28 protein-coding genes and 1 rRNA gene are annotated in these 20,401 nt (G+C 43.3%); 5 read left to right on the top strand and 24 right to left on the bottom strand.

Annotated features, from left to right (window positions below; translation table 11 throughout):
• Together M3204_RS21205 and M3204_RS21200 are read right to left on the bottom strand one after the other, a co-directional pair.
• Nucleotides 1-77: ribosomal RNA gene (locus M3204_RS21205) — 16S ribosomal RNA — on the bottom strand; the annotation flags it as partial.
• Nucleotides 78-378: 301 nt separating this feature from the next.
• Nucleotides 379-606, bottom strand: coding sequence for a hypothetical protein (locus tag M3204_RS21200; protein ID WP_226606580.1), 228 nt, complete (start codon nt 604-606; stop codon nt 379-381).
• 140 nt (nt 607-746) lie between these two features.
• Here M3204_RS21200 and pdaB point away from each other — a divergent pair, with 140 nt between their 5' ends.
• On the top strand, nt 747-1,499 hold the full coding sequence (gene pdaB / locus M3204_RS21195) for a polysaccharide deacetylase family sporulation protein PdaB (protein ID WP_251487463.1): 753 nt from the start codon (nt 747-749) through the stop codon (nt 1,497-1,499).
• A gap of 8 nt (nt 1,500-1,507) precedes the next feature.
• Here pdaB and M3204_RS21190 read toward each other — a convergent pair whose 3' ends face one another.
• The gene (locus M3204_RS21190) at nt 1,508-2,179 is read right to left on the bottom strand and encodes a KinB-signaling pathway activation protein (protein ID WP_251487462.1); all 672 of its coding nucleotides are present in this window, start codon (nt 2,177-2,179) and stop codon (nt 1,508-1,510) included.
• A 147-nt stretch (nt 2,180-2,326) separates the two neighbouring features.
• On the opposite strand from M3204_RS21190, the gene gerD reads away from it, so the two are divergent.
• Nucleotides 2,327-2,965: a spore germination lipoprotein GerD gene (gene gerD, locus M3204_RS21185; protein ID WP_435367740.1), complete on the top strand. Its 639-nt coding sequence runs from the start codon at nt 2,327-2,329 to the stop codon at nt 2,963-2,965.
• Between the two features lie 66 nt (nt 2,966-3,031).
• On the opposite strand, the gene M3204_RS21180 is transcribed toward gerD, so the two are convergent.
• The 3 genes from M3204_RS21180 to M3204_RS21170 all read right to left on the bottom strand — a co-directional run bounded on the left by M3204_RS21180 (nt 3,032) and on the right by M3204_RS21170 (nt 5,534).
• Entirely contained in the window at nt 3,032-4,084 is a 1,053-nt protein-coding gene (locus tag M3204_RS21180; protein WP_251487461.1) for an Mrp/NBP35 family ATP-binding protein, read from the bottom strand.
• A 208-nt stretch (nt 4,085-4,292) separates the two neighbouring features.
• Nucleotides 4,293-5,009, bottom strand: a complete 717-nt coding sequence (gene cwlD, locus M3204_RS21175; protein ID WP_251487460.1) for an N-acetylmuramoyl-L-alanine amidase CwlD — start codon at nt 5,007-5,009, stop codon at nt 4,293-4,295.
• An 81-nt stretch (nt 5,010-5,090) separates the two neighbouring features.
• Entirely contained in the window at nt 5,091-5,534 is a 444-nt protein-coding gene (locus M3204_RS21170) for a YbaK family protein (protein ID WP_251487457.1), read from the bottom strand.
• 278 nt (nt 5,535-5,812) lie between these two features.
• On the opposite strand from M3204_RS21170, the gene M3204_RS21165 reads away from it, so the two are divergent.
• From M3204_RS21165 to M3204_RS21155, 3 genes are all read left to right on the top strand, one after another.
• Nucleotides 5,813-6,778, top strand: coding sequence for a S8 family peptidase (locus M3204_RS21165; protein ID WP_251487456.1), 966 nt, complete (start codon nt 5,813-5,815; stop codon nt 6,776-6,778).
• Complete coding sequence (locus M3204_RS21160) at nt 6,775-7,548, top strand: endonuclease I family protein (RefSeq protein ID WP_251487453.1); 774 nt, start codon at nt 6,775-6,777, stop codon at nt 7,546-7,548. The genes M3204_RS21165 and M3204_RS21160 overlap by 4 nt, the downstream gene beginning before the upstream one ends.
• A gap of 253 nt (nt 7,549-7,801) precedes the next feature.
• Nucleotides 7,802-8,518 carry a hypothetical protein gene (locus tag M3204_RS21155; protein WP_251487450.1) on the top strand — a complete coding sequence of 239 codons (717 nt, stop codon included), beginning with the start codon at nt 7,802-7,804 and terminating at the stop codon, nt 8,516-8,518.
• Between the two features lie 291 nt (nt 8,519-8,809).
• Here M3204_RS21155 and rpsI read toward each other — a convergent pair whose 3' ends face one another.
• The 18 genes from rpsI to rpsE all read right to left on the bottom strand — a co-directional run bounded on the left by rpsI (nt 8,810) and on the right by rpsE (nt 20,390).
• Entirely contained in the window at nt 8,810-9,202 is a 393-nt protein-coding gene (rpsI, locus tag M3204_RS21150) for a 30S ribosomal protein S9 (RefSeq protein ID WP_125482115.1), read from the bottom strand.
• A 20-nt stretch (nt 9,203-9,222) separates the two neighbouring features.
• The gene (gene rplM, locus M3204_RS21145) at nt 9,223-9,660 is read right to left on the bottom strand and encodes a 50S ribosomal protein L13 (protein ID WP_251487446.1); all 438 of its coding nucleotides are present in this window, start codon (nt 9,658-9,660) and stop codon (nt 9,223-9,225) included.
• Nucleotides 9,661-9,854: 194 nt separating this feature from the next.
• Nucleotides 9,855-10,601 (bottom strand): tRNA pseudouridine(38-40) synthase TruA, encoded by a 747-nt coding sequence (truA, locus tag M3204_RS21140; RefSeq protein ID WP_251487443.1) that lies wholly within the window; start codon nt 10,599-10,601, stop codon nt 9,855-9,857.
• A gap of 4 nt (nt 10,602-10,605) precedes the next feature.
• A complete protein-coding gene (locus tag M3204_RS21135) occupies nt 10,606-11,403 on the bottom strand; it encodes an energy-coupling factor transporter transmembrane component T family protein (RefSeq protein ID WP_251487440.1) in 798 nt (265 codons plus the stop codon).
• Nucleotides 11,400-12,269 (bottom strand): energy-coupling factor ABC transporter ATP-binding protein, encoded by an 870-nt coding sequence (locus M3204_RS21130; RefSeq protein WP_251487437.1) that lies wholly within the window; start codon nt 12,267-12,269, stop codon nt 11,400-11,402. Before M3204_RS21130 ends, M3204_RS21135 begins: the two co-directional genes overlap by 4 nt.
• Nucleotides 12,245-13,084, bottom strand: a complete 840-nt coding sequence (locus M3204_RS21125) for an energy-coupling factor ABC transporter ATP-binding protein (protein ID WP_251487434.1) — start codon at nt 13,082-13,084, stop codon at nt 12,245-12,247. The genes M3204_RS21130 and M3204_RS21125 overlap by 25 nt, the downstream gene beginning before the upstream one ends.
• A gap of 422 nt (nt 13,085-13,506) precedes the next feature.
• Nucleotides 13,507-13,869 (bottom strand): 50S ribosomal protein L17, encoded by a 363-nt coding sequence (gene rplQ / locus M3204_RS21120; RefSeq protein WP_041966509.1) that lies wholly within the window; start codon nt 13,867-13,869, stop codon nt 13,507-13,509.
• Between the two features lie 82 nt (nt 13,870-13,951).
• Nucleotides 13,952-14,896, bottom strand: coding sequence for a DNA-directed RNA polymerase subunit alpha (locus tag M3204_RS21115; protein ID WP_251487431.1), 945 nt, complete (start codon nt 14,894-14,896; stop codon nt 13,952-13,954).
• Nucleotides 14,897-15,073: 177 nt separating this feature from the next.
• Entirely contained in the window at nt 15,074-15,463 is a 390-nt protein-coding gene (rpsK, locus tag M3204_RS21110) for a 30S ribosomal protein S11 (protein WP_023626407.1), read from the bottom strand.
• 24 nt (nt 15,464-15,487) lie between these two features.
• Nucleotides 15,488-15,853, bottom strand: a complete 366-nt coding sequence (rpsM, locus tag M3204_RS21105) for a 30S ribosomal protein S13 (protein ID WP_251487428.1) — start codon at nt 15,851-15,853, stop codon at nt 15,488-15,490.
• Between the two features lie 23 nt (nt 15,854-15,876).
• Nucleotides 15,877-15,990 carry a 50S ribosomal protein L36 gene (gene rpmJ, locus M3204_RS21100; protein ID WP_003156543.1) on the bottom strand — a complete coding sequence of 38 codons (114 nt, stop codon included), beginning with the start codon at nt 15,988-15,990 and terminating at the stop codon, nt 15,877-15,879.
• 35 nt (nt 15,991-16,025) lie between these two features.
• Entirely contained in the window at nt 16,026-16,244 is a 219-nt protein-coding gene (gene infA / locus M3204_RS21095; protein ID WP_075980338.1) for a translation initiation factor IF-1, read from the bottom strand.
• 228 nt (nt 16,245-16,472) lie between these two features.
• Nucleotides 16,473-17,219, bottom strand: coding sequence for a type I methionyl aminopeptidase (gene map / locus M3204_RS21090; protein ID WP_251487425.1), 747 nt, complete (start codon nt 17,217-17,219; stop codon nt 16,473-16,475).
• Nucleotides 17,219-17,869, bottom strand: a complete 651-nt coding sequence (locus M3204_RS21085; RefSeq protein WP_251487422.1) for an adenylate kinase — start codon at nt 17,867-17,869, stop codon at nt 17,219-17,221. The genes map and M3204_RS21085 overlap by 1 nt, the downstream gene beginning before the upstream one ends.
• A gap of 57 nt (nt 17,870-17,926) precedes the next feature.
• The gene (secY, locus tag M3204_RS21080) at nt 17,927-19,222 is read right to left on the bottom strand and encodes a preprotein translocase subunit SecY (RefSeq protein ID WP_251487418.1); all 1,296 of its coding nucleotides are present in this window, start codon (nt 19,220-19,222) and stop codon (nt 17,927-17,929) included.
• Nucleotides 19,222-19,662, bottom strand: coding sequence for a 50S ribosomal protein L15 (gene rplO / locus M3204_RS21075; protein ID WP_251487416.1), 441 nt, complete (start codon nt 19,660-19,662; stop codon nt 19,222-19,224). Before rplO ends, secY begins: the two co-directional genes overlap by 1 nt.
• Nucleotides 19,663-19,693: 31 nt before the next feature.
• Nucleotides 19,694-19,876 (bottom strand): 50S ribosomal protein L30, encoded by a 183-nt coding sequence (gene rpmD / locus M3204_RS21070; RefSeq protein WP_023626413.1) that lies wholly within the window; start codon nt 19,874-19,876, stop codon nt 19,694-19,696.
• Nucleotides 19,877-19,889: 13 nt separating this feature from the next.
• Nucleotides 19,890-20,390 carry a 30S ribosomal protein S5 gene (gene rpsE / locus M3204_RS21065; RefSeq protein ID WP_251487413.1) on the bottom strand — a complete coding sequence of 167 codons (501 nt, stop codon included), beginning with the start codon at nt 20,388-20,390 and terminating at the stop codon, nt 19,890-19,892.
• Nucleotides 20,391-20,401 lie beyond the last annotated feature (11 nt).

The following is a 20,401-nucleotide window of genomic DNA, read 5'->3' as shown; positions in this document are numbered from 1 at the left end:
ATGAAGATCCGCTCGACTTGCATGTATTAGGCACGCCGCCAGCGTTCGTCCTGAGCCAGGATCAAACTCTCCAATAAAGAGTTATGAGTTAGCTCATAAGTTAAAACGTTGGCTCATGATCTTCTATGATAGAAGCCATGATAATTAATTGTTTGTTGACGCTTGTTTGTTTAGTTTTCAAAGAGCAATTTAATGCTTGGCCGCCCAGAAGCGACTTTCATAATATATCATGCGACCAACTCAATGTCAACCACATTTTTTATTATTTTCACCGCTGTTCAATTGATTTACCAATCAAGTCAGCAGCGACGTTTATTAATATAACAGGATAATATATGTGCGTCAACCATATTTATAAAAAAATTATACAGTATGTATTCACCCTTTATAGATGCTTTTCTTCGCAGGCATATATTTTAGGCATTCCTTTGGTGAAGCCACCCTTTTGAACAGCGAAAAGAGTATCTGGTATCTTTCTTTCATTGATCTCTTCACTACATGGTCTATTCGATCATCTTTCAAGTCAAAAAGAATTTCATCCATTTCCCGTTTAATCAAGTATTCAAGTTCTTTTAATTCTTTTTCGTTGATCAGAACACCAAGCATACATACACTCCTGTTCATTTTTCTCATAGTGATTGTAGTCTTATCTTTTTTTATGATTTTTATAATCTCATTTTTATCATAACTTTTTAAAATCCGAATAAAAATTAGACAAGGAGTGCATTGGACGAGGTGGTGAGAAAATGAATTTCTTTTTTGTGTTAAATGCTAAGTCGATTAAAACGATGTTTGTCGTCGTGATTGCCGCTTTTTTTACAGCATGGTTCTTCTTCACAGAAAATATGGTCCAAATCCCCGCTTTTTCTGCCAAGGATGGACCGAAAGCCATTTATAAAGGGGAAAAAGACTTGGCCCTCACTTTTAATATTGGCTGGGGGGACGAAAAAGCCGAACCGATCCTGGATGTCCTAAAGAAAGAAAAGGCAGGAGCGGTCACCTTCTTTTTATCTGGATCCTGGGCTGAGAGGCATCCTGACCTCGTTAGCAGAATGGTGAAAGAGGGTTATGAGATTGGCATGCTCGGTTACGACTATAAAGATTACACCGATCTTGAGGAGGACAAAATCAGGCGCGACATCATGAAGGCACAGGAAGCATTTAAAAAGCTAAACGTGAAAAATATTGACTTGCTCAGGGCCCCTACTGGACATTTCGATCAGCGCACCTTGAAAATAGCAGAGCGACTTGGCTATACCGTCGTTCACTGGAGTCTTGATACCAAGGACTGGACTAATCCTGGAACTTCCGTAATTGCTGAAAATGCGGCAAAAGCAAAAAAAGGAGACATCCTGTTAATGCATGCCTCTGATTCAGCGAAACAAACAGCAGAAGCATTGCCCCTTGTTTTGAAAGATATCCGATCAAAGAATCTAAAAATGGTCACCGTGTCTGAGATGATTGCAAACGGAGACTCAAAATCATCCGAAATAAAATAACCGTCCAATTACGCGTTGGACGGTTTTTTTTGTGCTTTTTTATTATCCTTATTCTTCTCCTGAAGTGCTTTGCGTTCCTCTAACGATTTCTGGTTTAGCTTGTGGAGGACAAGCAGCTGATAGGCATTGCTCACTAACAGCGGGAACAACATCAGATATAGCCAGCTATGTTCATTTACCCTCAAGACCGGGACCCACTCAAGCACCGTTACGACTACCATGAAAAACAGGGCTGGTATAAAAGCTTCTTTATTCGTTTGTTTTACTTTTATATACGCTGTGATCAGACCCACGATCAATACAATCGCCGCAAGGCCCAAATATGGCAGAATGCCTTCGCCGCTATCTGCAAATGCATTATAACGAAGATACACCAGGTCAAAGAGAACAAAAGCGATCAGGATGAGCTGAACTGCATTCCAAAGAGCTGCTGATTTGAATATACCGAGCCCAAAGCGGTGGACAGTCAAATAAGCAAAGAAACCCATTTGGCTAAGAATACTAAAAATAAGTCCCACACCCATAAGCCATACTAAAATTGAAAGGAATTCAATAAAATTAAAATCACTTAAGAGATGCGCGAATTCATTCCAACGGACAATAAAACCAACAACGGCTGTAGTCACGGCACCAACAACCAGTGTGGTTAGGAATAGGTTGACCCAATTACGGCTTGTCACGATCTTTTCCCCCAAAACATTAATAATCTGCACTAATTGATTGTACCAATGCAGGTAAGAAAAATCTAGGTGCCCGTGTCGTGCATAATAATTTGTCTTATTACTCATTCTAAAATTAGGGCTGCCTATGTGAAAGGGGATTGAAAAATGAATAAGATGATGAAATTTGTACTCCCCGCAACCTTTTTACTTTTAGCTGCCGGCTGTGCTCCAACCGAGTCAGGCGGGGGGCAGGTAGATTATGAAGAAACAAAGAAGATGGTTGTCGACATCCTGAAGACAGATGATGGCAAAAAAGCAATCCAGGAAGTTATGGGCGACGATGGCATGAAAGAAAAATTAATAATGGACCAGCCGGTCGTGACTGATACAATCGAGAAAACACTTACGTCAGACAAAGGCATGGATTTCTGGAAAAAATCCTTCGAAGATCCGAAGTTTGCTGAGAGCGTCGCAAAAAGCATGAAGAAGGAAAATGAGCAGTTGTTAAAAAACCTGATGAAGGATCCAGAATATAAAGGCATGATGATAGAGACAATGAAGGACCCAGAGTTGGAAAAAGAACTCACCACACTCCTAAAAAGCAAAGAGTATCGCGAACATTTGCAAAAGGTGATGACCGAAACCTTTGAGAGCCCGCTTTTCAAAGCTAAGCTGCAGGCTTTGATTGTAAAAGCAGCTGAGGAAATTCCGACTCAGAAGCCTGAAGGCGGCCAAGAAGATGGCGGAGGTCAATCAGGCGGTGGCGGAGGAGCCTCTGGCGGCAGCGGTTCTGGAGGACAATAACCCCCTTCCGAATATGCACTGCATGCAAAAAGCCTCTCCCATTATTAAACGGGAGAGGCTCTTCTTTTATTTTTCAAGCATTTGGACGACTTCTTGGGCAATGTTTGTATAAATTGCGCCAATTTGATCATCTTCCTGATAAATGGATGGAGCAAAGTCCTCTTCATTCCAGGTTGGCTGGCCTAATGGCAATTTGCCTAAGAGCTTTGTATTAAGCTCATCAGCTAATTTTTCTCCGCCGCCCTGACCAAAGACGTATTCCCTTTCCTCAGTCAGCTTACTTTCAAAGTAAGACATATTTTCAATGACTCCAAGAATTTCGTGTTCAGTCCTTAGTGCCATTGCCCCAGCACGCGCAGCAACAAATGCCGCAGTCGGATGCGGAGTGGTGACGATGATTTCTTTACATGAAGGGAGCATGGTGTGTACATCCAATGCTACGTCTCCTGTGCCTGGAGGCAAATCAAGCAATAGATAATCAAGTTCTCCCCATTCGACTTCGTTAAAGAAGCTGTTCAGCATTTTACCGAGCATCGGACCGCGCCAGATGATCGGTGCGTTGTCTTCCACAAAGAATCCCATCGAGATGACCTTGACTCCATGTCTTTCAACCGGTATGATTCTTTCTCCCCTTACGACTGGGCGCTTTGTGATTCCCATCATGTCAGGAACACTGAAACCATAGATATCAGCATCAACTAGTCCCACTTTTTTGCCTAGTCGGGCAAGCGAAACTGCAAGGTTCACGGAAACAGTGGACTTGCCGACGCCGCCTTTGCCGCTCGCAATCGCGATAAACGTCGTTTTGCTATTTGGAGAAAGCAGGCCTTCCTCTTCAGGTGCCGCTGTTTGGAATTTTGAAAGGACTTCAGCAGGCAGTTCCGAGAATCTTAGTCCTACAGAGGCTGCTCCTGCTTCTTTTAGGGTGTTCACGATTTGTGTTTGCAGCTGAAGCTGTTCAGCAGTGCCAGTTTTGGCAATCGCAATTTTAACGCTTACATGATTCTTCTCTTCTTTGATCTTGATTTCTTCGATCGCATTTATTTCTTCGAGTGTTTTATGTAAAAATGGTTCCTTAAGGTCTTTTAAAAGTTCGCGCACCTTAGCTTCAGATAACATAATGACACCCTCCTCTGTTATTTTTAACTCCATTGACAGTATACCACATTGGTAAAATTACTAAGTGTTAAACCTATCACACATTTCTAAAAGAAAAGCGTAAGCGCCTTGGTCAGCCCCTACTAGCACTGGAGAGCGCCGGTGAAGTCGTTCTATGACTTCATTGGCACCCTTACTTATAAGAAAAAGAAGGATCGATGACCCTCCTTTATTTATCCCAGAATTTTTGTTCTCCTGTAAAATAACGAAGCATTCCTTCATAAATGGAGGCCGCAACTTTTTCCTGATAGGCATCCTGTTTCAGGTTTGCTTCTTCCTCTGGATTGGATAAAAAGCCGATTTCTATTAGAACTCCAGGTTTATTCGTATGTTTTAGAAGATAAATACTGTTCGCCGCTTTGGCTTGGCGGTCTGTGTTCTCCAGATTCCGGCGCAATTCATCCTGAATCAGTTTGGCAGCACGTTTATTTTCTTTGAAATTCGTTGCATAGAAGGTTTGTGCACCTTTCCATCTCGAAGAAGGAATCGCGTTCAAATGGATGGTCGCGAAAAGGTCTGCTTCTGATTCATTAATCAACTCCAGGCGTCTTTTCAAATCCTGGACCTTCCTTTTGCTGTAACCTTTTAAGCCTTTATCCGCGAGGTCAACATCTGTCTCACGCGTCATGATGACAAGCGCTCCCTGCTGCTGGAGGTAATCCCGCAATTTGAGGGATACATTCAAAGCAATCTCTTTTTCAAATGGATCATCTTCTCCTGCGCCCGGATCGACACCACCATGTCCCGGATCAAGATAGATGATTTTCCCGGAGAGCGGAAGGTTCCATGATTCCCATGAATCGTTTTCAGTAAAATCATATTGCACTATGAGAAACAGCACGGCCAGGCCGGCTGCAAATAAAAGCATTTTAATTTTTTTTCGCATCTTCTTAACCATCCTTCCCAGCTAGTCCGTGATAATAAACTATATGGGACAGGTCAATGGTTTAGAACTTGAGCAGAGCTGCTAGTGGAGCCTTAGCTTGTATTTCTTTTCACCTTTCATGAATCCCTCTCGCCACCAGCTTTCGACATACTGCTCGCATAGGTAGTAAAGCTCCTCCGATCCTGTGCCCTCTTCCCCCTTCCCCCAGAAAAGGAAAAAGTTATACAGTGTATCGATCAAGTGCCTCTCCTCTTTTTCACAGCGCGGCTTAACCGCCTCAATAGGTTCGCCGAAATAACCGAAACGGCCAAATTTCGCTCCCAGCAAATATGCCTCAATTGCCACATCGTAGCAAGCTTCCTCTATTCCTGAATTCATTACCAGACTGGACGTCAGCCTTGAAGCGCCAAAATATTGTTTCACCCTGTTCTGCAGGATATTAATTGATAATTCACGGAGCATGGATCGCTCATATTTGACCTGTTGCTGTTTTCGTTTATCTATAAATGTCGTTACGATGTTCAAAGTATTCTCACCCCTTAGGAAGTAGTGTTCAACCTACTTGAGGGTGTAATACAGCATTGAAGGACGTTTCCGTTTCCAGTTTTCTCAGACGTTTACTGTATAAAAATTTACAGACGGATTATTTGTAATTAGGATGAAATACCCAAATTTGGTTATTTTCTTGCTATCAAACCTTTTAAAGAACACAACTATCGGTACTGTTGTGTAATATTCTGAATTGTTAAAATAATTAATACAACTAGAACCGGCTTCAATTTTATCTCTAAGGAGGGAAAGAAATGGAGCAAGAAGTTCGTGTTATTCCTTACCGATTGGTCGAGGAGAATGAGGAAATTAAAGAGATTCCAAAAGGCGTTGAGTTAATCCAGGCGCCAAAGCTTTGGCATGAAACAAAAGGAAAAGGCATCAAGGTTGCTGTACTGGATACAGGCTGCGAGACTGCTCACCCTGATTTAAAGGACCGAATTATTGGCGGCAGGAACTTTACTGATGATGATCGCAGCAATCCTGATATTTATACTGACTATAATGGGCATGGCACCCATGTGGCAGGCACGATTGCAGCTCAGGAAAATGAGGCGGGTGTCATCGGTGTTGCACCGGAAGCAGGATTATTGATTGTGAAAGTGCTGAACAAGGCTGGCTCTGGTAAATATGATTGGATCATCAAAGGTATCCATTATGCTATTGAGCAAAAAGCGGATATTATATCGATGTCCCTTGGCGGCCCAGCCGATGTACCTGAGCTGCACGAAGCCATTAAAACCGCTGTTAATAACAATATACTTGTCGTTTGTGCCGCAGGCAATGAAGGTGATGGCGATGACTCCACCAATGAATTCGCCTACCCTGGAGCTTATAACGAAGTCATCAGCGTTGGTGCCATTAACCTTGAAAGAGGCTCTTCTGAATTTACCAATTCACATAATGAAATAGATTTAGTGGCACCCGGAGAAGGCATTACTTCCACTTACTTGAATGGAAAATATGCTACATTGAGCGGAACATCCATGGCAGCCCCGCATGTCTCTGGCGCACTGGCATTGATTAAAACCTATTCCAATTTGCATTTTGATAGGGTGCTTTCAGAACCGGAGTTATACGCTCAATTGATTAAGCGGACCGTTCCTCTTGGCAATTCACCAAAGCTTGAAGGAAACGGCCTTGTATACCTGACAGTCCCTGAGCATTTAGCAGAAATCTTCAACCATAACTTTAAAACCATGGTCATGGATGCCGTATGATCCTAAACCCTTCAGCCAGTGCAATTTATCTTCATAACATCGAGAATAAACAGTATTACGATGCTGAGCTTGATGCTAAAAAGCGGAATGAATATTACTGCGGAGCTGTATTTGCACCAGAGGAGCTGCATTCATTACTGGTAAAAACACATACGACTCCATTGAGGTACTCCCCCCATGCTTATGTATATCCATGGGTGGACCTGCAGGAGAATCTGCAATTAAAAAGTTTGTATTCAGGACAAGACCTTGATCCAGTCAAGGTGATGGAGGAGGATTTGCGGCTTTTACAATCATTAGAAGAAGGAGGTATTGGTATACAGGTCATTTTCAACACGGAGCATGTGGTGCCACAGTCCTGGTTTGATGGGGTCGAACCAATGCGCGGGGATCTTCATCATCTCTTTGCCTGCGAGCCTGGATGCAATAGCATGAGAAGCAATTACCCTTATTTCGATTTTCCATCCTATGAACCAGAGATCATTGCCGCTGGAATCAGGACAGGCTGCGGGATGGCAGAGGAGGAGAAATTCGAACCCGAATATGGAAAGGGCTGCGTCGCAAGAGCTGTGTTCTATTTTGCACTAAGATATTTGGATTTGATCAATTTGGAGGATCAGATGGATTTCAAGCTATTGCTCGGGTGGCATAACATGCATCCGGTTACTGTGTATGAACAGCATCGAAATAAGGCTATCCAGGATCTGCAAGGAAACCGCAATCCCTTTATTGATTTTCCTGATCTGGCTGAGAAGATGCTTGGCATGTAGAAGTTGGACCGCCTGGGTGCAGGCGGTCTTTGCTTTTTAATAATCCTCTTCTCTATTTGGGGCTTACTACATTTTTGGGGCAATGCAATAGCCTTCCACTTTCCCTTCCACTTTTTAATCCCCATACAAAGCCATATCGCCTAGTGCCCTACCAACTAATCATTCACTCCTTATAATTTACTAATTCTGCCTTCAAGGTTTTATATCTAGCAGGGCAAACTAATCCAGAATAATGACGAAGGGGTGGATTTGTATGTCAATGGAATGGTTTGACCGCGTGGTTGGGGAGTTGCAGGACCATCTTGAGTCCATTTGTGAAAAATACGATCAGGAAGGCCAACTGGCGGTTGAAAGAGGATCAAAGCATCCAAGAATCGAATTTTTTGTGGACTATGAAGACGGTGAAAGAGAATATTTCTATACACTATTTTTTGACCCTCATAATGAAGAATTCTATACTGAAAAAATCGACGATGAGCTAGGGCAGCCTGCAAGAGTCATTCTTTCTGATATAGACGATATTGTCGATGCTGTTCACGAGGGTTTCCACGACTACATAAATGATGACAATGAAGATCTCGATGTCATTTATGCAGCGGATGATGATGACACATTATACGTGGATACCTATGAAGATGGCGATATAAATGAAATGGATGAAGATGAAGAACAAGAACTCTATGTGGCTGAATTTGCAGACGAGGACGATATCTTTGAAGTAATAGATGTGGAGTGGGAAACTCCAGAGGTCACAGCTTTCTTGAAAGAAGATGAAGTAGAAGTGACGTACCAGTTTGGACTTGTACAGGAAACAGGAGACGGAGTACTGCGCCGCATAAACCGTATATGGACTGAGGATGATGAAATAATCAAAGACGAAACAAACTTTATTTTCACGAAAGAAGAAGCTTCCACGATCATTGCGATGATTGCTAGCCATATGGAATCCATGCAGGGATACGAAGATTAAAGCATGAAGACGGAGGTATCTACTGATTTCCTCCGTCTTTTTAATTGATTTCGCCTAATTCCTCAATCATTATGTTTATTTTCAGGCCTTTTTCAGGCATGAGAAATTTTTATTGGCGATTTTCAAAATTTATTGGCGATAAAAACTTTTTATTGGCGATATCCACACACTTATTGGCGAAAATCAAAGTTTATTGGCGAACTGGAAATTCTTCGTGTTTTTTCCAGTTTGCAATTCCCACAAAAAAAGACCCCCAACCAAAGGTTGAGAGTCTTTCCGAAGCGCCAAAAATTAACGCTTTGAGAACTGAGGTGCACGACGAGCGCCTTTAAGACCGTATTTCTTACGTTCTTTCATACGAGCGTCACGAGTCAGTAGTCCTGCACGCTTAAGTGTTGGACGGAATTCTGGGTCAGCTTGAAGTAACGCACGAGCGATACCGTGGCGGATTGCGCCAGCTTGACCAGTGTATCCACCGCCATTTACGTTTACAAGGATATCGTAGCTTCCTACAGTTTCAGTAGCCACAAGTGGCTGCTTAACTACTTCACGTAATGCTGCGAATGGGATATAGTTTTCAATTTCACGATCGTTGATTGTAATTTTTCCAGTGCCTGGTACTAAACGAACTCGTGCAACGGAGCTCTTACGACGACCGGTACCGATATATTGAACCTGTGCCAAGTTAATTACCTCCTTAATTATTATCCGCGAAGTTCGTAAACTTCAGGTTGTTGTGCTTGATGTGGATGCTCGTTTCCAGCATATACATGAAGCTTTCTAAACATTTGGCGTCCAAGAGAGTTCTTTGGAAGCATACCTTTGATTGCAAGTTCAAGCATCTTTTCAGCGTAGTTAGTACGCATTTCAAGAGCTGTTCTTTGCTTCAATCCACCTGGGTGCATTGTGTGGCGGTAGTAGATTTTGTCAGTCAATTTCTTACCTGTAAGTTCGATCTGAGAAGCGTTGATGATGATAACATGATCACCAGTGTCAACATGTGGTGTGAAAGTTGGTTTATGTTTACCACGTAGAATAGCTGCAACTTCAGTTGAAAGGCGACCTAGAGTCTTGCCTGCAGCGTCAACTACGTACCATTTACGCTCGATATTGTTGGCATTTGCCATAAACGTTGTACGCATGAGTTTCCCTCCTAAATAGTCAAAAAAAAATCAAGTTCATTTGTGAGTATATTTTCAAACACGATAAAGCTCTTCCGGGGCTGATCGTGGGTTTAAAATACATACATATGATATATTAACCTGTGGTTGAGAGATTGTCAACACCAGGATTAGTTGTCATAATGTTTTTTTAAAATTAATTTCCTATTTGATATTCAATCCTCATCATAGAAAACCTTCCAAAGGTACAATCCATGACCAGGGGCTGTCTTTCCGGCGAGTGTGCGATCCTTACTTTCCAGGAGCCCTTGCATCGTACCTGCTGCTCTCCTGCCATTCCCGACCTCTAGAAGCGTGCCTACGAGGATTCTAACCATATTGTATAGAAACCCATTGCCGACAAACCTGAATACAAGCATGCCATTCTCTTCGTAAAAATCTATTTCCTTCAATGTCCTGACGCGGTCTTCCACTTCCGTTTTCGCGGAGCAAAAACTGGTAAAGTCATGCGTGCCGAGCAGTTGCTTGCTGGCTTCCCTCATTGCATCATAATTGAGCTCTAGAGGATATTGGTACGCATAATTCCGCTGGAAAGGGTCTCGATGCTTGGATAGCAGCAGAAAGTACCGATATTCCTTCCCTGACGCATCAAAGCGGGCATGGAATTCCTGTTGGACAATTTCCGCTGAGCTGACGGCAATGTCGGCAGGAAGCAATGAATTCAGGGCAATTTGCCACCTGGCAGGCTCTATTTCGAGCGATGTGTCAAAATGGATAACCTGCCCGCGGGCATGGACTCCCGCGTCTGTTCGGCCCGATGCACTCACCCTGATATGCTCGCCCTTATTAAGCTTCGTCAGAGTCTTTTCAATTTCACCCTGCACCGTCCGCTTTCCAGGCTGGACCTGGTAACCGGAAAACTGAGTGCCATCATATGAAACGATACATTTTAATCGCGGCATTTCATTACCCTCTTAAAACAATTAATAGAATCGTGACTGCAGCCAAAAATAGAATCATGCCTGTATCAGCCATGCCCCATGTCAGCTGTCGGTATTTTGTGCGTCCTTCGCCGCCCTTATAGCCTCTTGCCTCCATTGCGACAGCCAGCTCCTCTGCCCGCTTGAACGAGCTGATGAACAGCGGGATCAATAATGGCACGATTGCTTTGATCCGTTCTTTGATGGGACCGCTGTTATATTCTACCCCTCTGGCAGTTTGTGCCTTCATGATCTTATCCGTTTCTTGCATGAGCGTCGGAATGAACCTCAAAGATATGGACATCATCAGCGCCAGCTCGTGAACGGGAAAATTAACCTTCTTTAATGGATTTAACAACGTTTCCAGACCGTCGGTAATTTCGATCGGAGTCGTCGTCAATGTTAATAGAGAAGTAATGAGAATCAGCAGGAAAAAACGCAATGAAATAAATATACCCTGCCTGATTCCTCCCTCATAAATTTTCAGCCAGCCTAATTCAAATACTATGTCGCCTTCTTTTGTCATGAAGATATGGAGCAGGAAAGTAAAGACAACCAGAAGGAAAATCGGTTTCAACCCCCCGTACAGGAATCTTGGAGAGATTTTTGACATCCCGACCATGATAAATGTATAAGCCGCTAAAATTCCATATGTCCATGCATTATTGGCGATAAAAACGACACAGACAAACAGGAAGACAATAATAAGCTTGGAGCGGGGGTCCATCCGATGCAGGATTGAATCTCCTGGCACATAGCGGCCAAAGATCATTTTCTCCATCATTTCAATCCGCCCCCTTCCAAAAACTCAGCAACCATTTCAGCGAGTTCATCCTCAGAAAGACTGATTTTCTTGAATTTCGTTTTGAAGGATTCTTCAATCCTCAACTGCAACCCTACCACTTCCGGAACATCTAGGCCCAATTCGATCAATGCCTGCGGATTGGAGAAAATCAGTTCAGGCGTTCCTTTTGTAAAAACTTTGCCTTGATGCATGACGACAATCTCGTCCGCATAGCGCGCTGCGTCCTCCATGCTATGGGTCACGAGAACCGTTGAAAGGTTTTTCTGTTTATGAAGACTATAAAATAAATCCATAATTTCTTTTCGTCCACGCGGATCCAATCCTGCAGTCGGCTCGTCCAGAACAATGACCTCTGGCTCCATCGCCAATACCCCGGCAATTGCCACGCGGCGCATCTGCCCGCCGGACAAATCGAAAGGCGATTTCTCAAGGATCTCTTCAGACAATCCAACTAAATTAATCGCGGCCCTTGCTCTTGCCTTCGCTTCCTTCTCTGAGACTCCGAAATTCATCGGTCCAAACATGATATCTTTTTCGACGGTCTCTTCAAATAACTGGTGTTCCGGGAACTGAAAGACAATGCCTACCTTTTCTCGGACACCCTTTAGATTCTTTTCCTTCCGCTTAGCCCTGATTTCTCTGCTTCCGATTACCACAGAACCTCTCGTTGGCTTTAAAAGAGCATTTAAATGCTGTAGCACGGTTGATTTTCCGGAACCGGTGTGGCCAATGATCGCCAGATAGGTTCCTGAAGGAATGTCAATCGATACATCGGAAATGGCAAGGCGCTCGAACGGAGAATCAGCCTGGTAACGATATTCTACATTTTTGAGTGAGATGTCCATAGTTCAGTCACCAGCTCTTCTTCTGTTAAATAAGATTTTGTTAGTCCAATTCCTTTTTGACGCAGCTTTTTGCTCATTTTAACCGGGAAGGGGATATCCAGTCCCAGTTTAATCAGCTCTTCGTCCATTTCAAAAATTTCTTCAGGAGTACCTTCACGGTAAAGCTTCCCTTTATTCATAACGATGATCCTGTCCGCCTTCGCAGCTTCCTCAAGGTCATGTGTAATGGAGATGACCGTAATGTTCTCACGTGTTTTTAGTTCCCTTACTGTTTCGATAACTTCTGCACGGCCGCGCGGATCGAGCATCGACGTTGCTTCATCCAATATGATGATCGACGGCTGCAAGGCAAGGACGCCTGCAATCGCGACCCGCTGTTTTTGGCCGCCAGACAGATGGTGCGGCTCTTGATTTAGAAAGGTTCCCATTTTGACTTTATCAAGTGAAGTCTGCACGCGATCGACCATGATTTCTCTTGGCACTCCGTGATTTTCCAGACCAAAAGCCACATCATCCTGAACCGTTGTCCCAACGAATTGGTTATCAGGATTTTGAAAAACCATTCCAACATTTTTTCTTATATCCCAGACTGTCTCCTCTGAGAGAGTAATCCCACATACTGAGATTGTACCTTCCTGAGGAAATTGCAGCCCGTTTAACAATTTGGCCAGTGTTGACTTGCCCGAACCATTATGGCCAACTATCGCCAGCCATTCACCTTCATATATATCAAAACTGATATTATTCAAGGCAGGATCCTGCTGCCCTTCATAACTAAATGACACATTTTCGATGCTCACAAGGGGCTTGCTCATCTCCATCCTCCTCTCAACTCTTCTTTTCTCGCTCTGCTCTATATATTGTCGAGACTGTTTTTTTGGATACCAGAAAAAATCTCTCCATATAAAAAAAGCCTGCACCTCTCCCCGAGCGGAAACGATCCGCAAATTACTGTGTCCTTGAACGGACTGGGGAGAAGTGCATGAGCTAGACGAGACAGGCAGAAAAGCTCCGGTGAAGGAGTGGTCGATCACCGATTCAGGACAAGGGAATAAGTCCTGAAGTAACCGGACTTCTAAAGGCCAGTGAACTTTCCTTCTTTAAAAGCCTGCTCATCATAACGCTCGTTTTGGCTTGTGCTGCTCTATTCATTTTTTTGCCATTGGTGTAAGAAAAAAAGGGGATGAAACAAGTTTGTATAAACTGTCCATCGCCCTTGCCCGAGTGTTTAAAGATATTAAACTAACTCGATAATTACCATTGGCGCACCGTCGCCGCGGCGTGGTCCAAGTTTCATAATACGAGTGTATCCACCTTGGCGCTCAGCATAGCGTGGAGCGATGTCAGCGAATAATTTTTGAACTGCATCTTGGTTAGTTTCAGCGTTTGCAACTTCATTGCGAACCCAAGCAGAAGCTTGACGGCGAGCATGAAGATCTCCGCGCTTTCCAAGAGTAATCATTTTTTCAACAACTGAACGAAGTTCTTTCGCACGTGTTTCAGTAGTTTCAATACGCTCATTGATAATCAAATCTGTTGTTAAGTCACGGAGCATTGCTTTACGCTGGGCACTTGTGCGTCCTAACTTTCTGTATCCCATGAGTGTTTCCCTCCTTTGTTGAAGTCATAAGCCGGCATTTCGTTGAGACTGACAGCAAAATGCCTAGTTAATCTGCAATTAACTAGTCATCTTTACGTAAGCCTAAGCCTAGCTCTTCTAGTTTTGCTTTTACTTCTTCTAATGATTTTCTGCCAAGGTTACGTACTTTCATCATATCTTCCTCTGTCTTGTGAGCAAGCTCCTGGACAGTGTTGATACCAGCACGCTTTAAGCAGTTATATGAACGAACAGAAAGGTCAAGTTCTTCAATTGTCATTTCCAGAACTTTTTCTTTTTGATCTTCTTCTTTTTCAACCATGATCTCAGCATTTTGAGCTTCGTCAGTCAGGCCGACAAAAATGTTCAGATGCTCAGTCAGGATTTTTGAGCCTAGTGCAATTGCTTCCTTAGGACCTGTGCTGCCATCTGTCCAAACATCGAATACCAGCTTGTCATAATTCGTCATTTGCCCTACGCGAGTGTTTTCTACTTGATAAGATACACGTGAAACCGGTGTATAGATTGAGTCGATTGGAATGACACCGATCGGCTGGTCTTCCCGCTTGTTTTGATCAGCAGGTGTGTAACCACGGCCTCTGCGAGCAGTCAAACGCATACGCAATGATCCTTTGCTAGAAAGAGTCGCAATGTGAAGATTCGGATTAAGAATTTCAACATCACTGTCATGCGTGATTGCAGATGCAGCAACTGGACCTTCGCCCTGTAAATCGATTTCGAGTGTCTTCTCTTCATCAGAGTAGATTTTCAACGCTAATTTCTTAACGTTTAAAATGATTGATGTAACATCTTCTACGACGCCTTCAATTGTTGAGAACTCATGAAGTACTCCATCGATTTGAATCGATGTAACAGCTGCACCTGGGAGTGAGGATAATAGGATACGACGTAAGGAGTTACCCAAAGTTGTACCATATCCACGCTCAAGCGGTTCTACGACAAACTTGCCGTACTTGGCATCATCGCTGATCTCAACCGTTTCGATTTTTGGTTTTTCTATTTCGATCATCAAATATACCCTCCTTCAAAACGTCGAAACCCCGGCTGGTTTTGCACCACACCGAAATTCCCCCATGTATACGTTCCCGTCTGTGCACAACAACTGGACTTAATTATTTCTGTATACCTAGAAAATATTTGTATCATATCCCATTATAGACAGGACTACAAATTCTATACAGAAAAATTAAACACGGCGACGTTTTGGCGGGCGGCAGCCGTTATGTGGAACTGGAGTTACATCTTTGATCGCTGTAACTTCAAGGCCTGCTGCTTGAAGAGCACGGATTGCTGCTTCACGGCCAGCACCTGGTCCTTTAACAGTTACCTCTAAAGTTTTCAAACCATGTTCCATTGAAGTTTTAGCTGCAGTTTCTGCTGCCATTTGTGCTGCGAATGGAGTGGATTTACGTGAACCCTTGAAACCAAGCGCACCTGCACTAGACCATGATAATGCGTTACCATGTACGTCTGTAATAGTTACGATAGTATTGTTGAAAGTTGAACGAATATGCGCAACTCCACTTTCAATATTCTTTTTGACGCGGCGTTTGCGTGTATTAGTTTTACGAGCCATTTAAATGTTACCCTCCTTTACGGATTATTTTTTCTTGTTAGCTACAGTCTTACGAGGACCTTTACGAGTACGTGCGTTGTTCTTCGTGTTTTGTCCGCGAACAGGCAATCCACGACGATGACGCAAGCCACGGTATGAACCGATTTCCATTAGACGTTTGATGTTTAATGAAATTTCACGGCGAAGGTCACCTTCAACCTTTAGCTTGTCGATAATATCACGGATTTTGTTAAGTTCTTCTTCTGTAAGATCGCGAACACGAGTGTCTTCAGAAACACCAGCTTCAGCAAGAACCTTCACAGCAGTTGAACTTCCGATTCCGTAAATGTATGTTAAAGAAATAACTACACGCTTTTCACGTGGAATATCTACACCAGCAATACGTGCCATCTAGATGCGCACCTCCTTTATTATTAACCTTGTTTTTGTTTATGTTTAGGGTTTTCACAGATCACCATTACTTTGCCTTTTCTGCGGATAACTTTACACTTTTCACAGATTGGCTTAACAGATGGTCTCACTTTCATTACTCTAACCTCCTTGATAGTACGGAGTCACGGTTTTATTTAAAGCGGTAGGTAATTCTTCCGCGAGTCAAATCATATGGAGAAAGCTCAACTGTTACTTTATCTCCAGGCAGGATCCGAATGAAGTGCATTCTGATTTTGCCGGAAACATGAGCCAACACTGTATGACCATTCTCTAATTCTACCTTAAACATTGCATTCGGCAAAGTTTCAGTTACTGTGCCTTCGATTTCAATTACATCATCTTTCGCCATGTACTGGTCTCCCTTCTTAATTCGAATACGTATTAAATCATATACCCCACGTTCGCGGAGTTCAGCTTTCTATTTGTGACACTATCTAAACAGCAAGCAATTGACAACATTGATGAGAAAATACTCAACCTTATGATTATATCATAAAGCTGGCATCCCGTCCGCATGGAAATTACAATTTGCCTTTTTAAAAGACTAAAAACAGAATCAGGTGTCGACCACTATCAATTAGGCTTTTGTCAAAATCTCAAAACCAGTTTCAGTGATCGCAATTGTATGCTCGAAGTGGGCACACATTTTACCGTCAACCGTTACGACAGTCCAATCATCGGCTAACGTTTTTACATAGCGGCTTCCTGCATTAACCATTGGTTCTACGCATAGAACCATTCCAGGCTTCAGCCTAGGACCCTTGTTTGGCGGGCCGTAGTGTGGAATTTGCGGGTCTTCATGCAATTCTTGCCCAATTCCATGGCCGACATACTCGCGAACAATAGAAAAGCCTTCTGATTCCACATACGTTTGAATCGCATGGGAGATGTTCGAAAGACGTTCTCCTGGCTTGGCTTCTTTCAAGCCCCTGAACAGAGACTCTTCAGTAACGTCCAATAGACGCTGCGATTCTTCATCAATACTGCCTACCGGATAAGTCCAAGCAGAGTCCCCGTGGTATCCGTTGTACTTCGCGCCGATATCAATGCTGATGATCTCGCCTTCCTTTAGAACTCGTTCTCCAGGAATCCCGTGAACTAGTTCGTTATTGACGGATGCACAGATGCTGCCGCGAAAACCATTATAACCTTTAAAAGAAGGAGCTGCACCTTGTTTGCGGATAAAATCTTCAGCAATGGCATCCAGTTCTTTAGTTGTAATGCCAGGAGCAATATGCTTCTTCAACTCCTGGTGTGTCAACGCTACAATGCGACCTGCTTCTCGCATAATTTCTATTTCACGAGGGGTTTTGCAGATGATCATTATTTTAAGCCCCCAAGCAATTCTTCGATATCAGCAAATACGACATCAATGTCCTGCTGACCGTTGATATTGCGTAAGTAACCTTTATCTTCATAGAAGTTCAACAGTGGCTTAGTTTGCTGGATGTTAACATCCAAACGGTTCTGGACTGTTTCAGCATTGTCATCAGCACGCTGATAAAGCTCGCCGCCACAACGGTCACAAACGCCTTCCTGAGAAGGTGGATTGAAGACGAGGTGGTAAGTAGCCCCACAGTTTTTGCAAATCCTGCGTCCTGTTAAACGCTCCATTAAAATACTTTGATCTACATCGATGTTAATGACATAATCGATTTTCTTTCCAAGATCAGCGAGCATAGTGTCCAGTGCTTCAGCCTGTGCAACTGTGCGCGGGAATCCGTCTAAAAGGAATCCATTTCCACAGTCGTTTTTGCTTAAGCGCTCACGGACGATCCCGATTGTAACTTCATCAGGAACCAGCTCTCCTTTGTCCATAAACGATTTTGCCTGTAATCCAAGTTCCGTTCCTTCTTTGATAGCTGCACGGAACATATCTCCTGTTGAGATATGAGGGATGTTGTATTTCACAACAATTTTATCGGCTTGCGTGCCCTTACCGGCACCCGGAAGCCCCATCAGAACCAAATTCACAAGATTTCCCCCCTCAGTCTCTATTTAAAGATTCAGGGAACTTAGGTCCCCTAAATCTTATTTAATAAAGCCTTTATAGTGGCGTTTTACAAGTTGAGCTTCAAGCTGCTTCATTGTTTCCAGCGCAACGCCGACAACAATCAGCAAACTTGTTCCGCCAATCTGTACGGATTGAGGCAGACCAGCAAATTTTATGAAAAATACTGGCAGCACAGAAATAACTGAAAGGAAGATCGCGCCGACAAGAGTCAAGCGGTACAAAACTTTCGTCAAGTATTCCTGTGTGTTTTTACCAGGACGGATGCCCGGCACATATCCACCTTGCTTCTTCAGGTTTTCGGCAACTTGTTCAGGATTCACTTGGATGAACGCATAGAAATACGTGAACGCCACGATTAGAGCTACATAGACGACCATACCGATCGGCTGTGTGTAATCAAACGTCTTCTGGATCCAAAGTGTCACATCATTCGTGCCAAAGAACTGAGCGATTGTCGGAGGTGTAACGACAAACGAGATTGCAAAGATAACCGGGATGACACCAGCAGCATTCACTTTCAAAGGAAGGTGAGTGTTCTGGCCGCCAACAGCGTTGTTCCCTGCGCTCATGCGTTTAGCGTACTGGATCGGTATTTTGCGTGTTGCCTGCTGGATGAAAATTACACCAACAATGATTGCGATAACAGCTAAAAGAATTAACAAAACAGTAACAATACGCAAGAACAAAGCGTCGCCTGCATCCGCAAACTGTTGTGCATAAATCTGGTTAGCCATTGTCGGAAGACCAGCAACAATACCTGCAAAGATAATGATTGAAATACCGTTACCTACGCCTTTTGATGTGATCTGCTCACCTAACCACATAAGGAATGCAGTTCCGGCGGTCAAGACCGTAGCAATCAGCAAGTAAGTTCCGATACCAGCATTTTGGATTAATAATCCGCCTGCCATATTATTAAAGCCATAAGACATACCGAGTGCCTGGATAAAACCAAGAACGATCGTGAAATAGCGGGTAAACTGAGCTAATTTACGGCGTCCGACTTCTCCTTGTTTGGACCATTCAGTAAACTTTGGCACAACATCCATCTGTAAAAGTTGAATGATGATCGAAGCAGTGATATACGGCATGATTCCCATCGCGAAGATGGAGAAGTTCTGCAGCGCACCGCCGCCGAATGTATTAAGCACTCCGAAGACACTCATGTCATCCTGTGCTTTTAAAATATCTGCATTAACGTTCGGGACAGGAATAAATGTCCCAAAACGAAATACTATCAACATTAAAAGGGTGAAGAAGATTTTATTTCTAATTTCACCCACGCGCATAAAATTGGAGATTGTCTGGAACATTAAATCACCTCAGTTTGACCGCCGGCAGCTTTAATCGCTTCTTCGGCTGCAGAGGAGAACTTATGAGCTTTAACAGTTAGTTTCTTTTCCAAGCTTCCCTTAGCAAGTACTTTCACACCTGCTAATTCTTTCTTGACAAGACCTGTCTCAATTAAAAGTTCTGGAGTCACTTCAGTTCCATCTTCGAATACATTTAGAGCATCAAGGTTAACGACTGCATATTCTTTGCGGTTGATGTTTGTGAAACCGCGTTTTGGCAAGCGTCGGAATAAAGGAGTTTGACCACCTTCAAATCCAAGGCGTACACCGCCGCCAGAACGAGCGTTTTGACCTTTATGACCTTTACCAGCAGTCTTACCTTGTCCAGAACCGATACCGCGTCCAAGACGCTTGCGTTCTTTACGGGAACCTTCTGCAGGCTTTAATTCATGAAGTTTCATGTTGGCACCTCCTTATTTTAAAAAGGTTAAATTATTTTTCGTTTACAGTAACAAGATGAGAAACTTTGTTGATCATGCCGCGGATAGCTGCATTATCTTGCTGCTCAACTGTTTGATTCATTTTACGTAAGCCAAGAGCCTTAACTGTTTCACGCTGATCTTGCGGACGGCCGATCAAGCTGCGAGTGAGGGTAATTTCTAATTTGTTAGCCATTTGATTTCCCTCCTTATCCTAACAGTTCTTCCACAGATTTACCGCGTAACTTTGCTACGTCTTCTGCACGCTTAAGTTGCTTTAAGCCGTCAAGAGTTGCACGTACCATGTTGATTGGTGTGTTAGTTCCTAGTGATTTAGAAAGGATGTCAGCAACACCAGCTAATTCTAGCACCGCACGAACTGGTCCACCAGCGATAACTCCAGTACCTTCTGAAGCAGGCTTCAAAAAGATTTCACCAGCACCAAAGTGTCCGATTACTTGGTGTGGAATTGTTGTACCAACCATTGGTACTTGGATTAGGTTCTTCTTCGCATCTTCGATAGCTTTGCGAATCGCTTCAGGTACTTCTTGTGCTTTACCAGTACCCATGCCGACATTACCGTTTTTATCTCCTACTACTACAAGAGCAGAAAAACGGAAACGACGTCCACCTTTTACAACTTTCGCAACACGGTTAATCGTAACTACGCGTTCTTCAAGTTCAAGTTTGTTTGGATCAATACGACGCATCTTTGTATGTC

It is taken from the genome of Mesobacillus subterraneus (genome assembly GCF_023715485.1).
Lineage (GTDB): Bacteria > Bacillota > Bacilli > Bacillales > Cytobacillaceae > Mesobacillus > Mesobacillus subterraneus_B.
The sequence above is the reverse complement of the archived record's forward strand: the minus strand, read 5'-3'. Positions and strand labels throughout refer to the sequence as shown.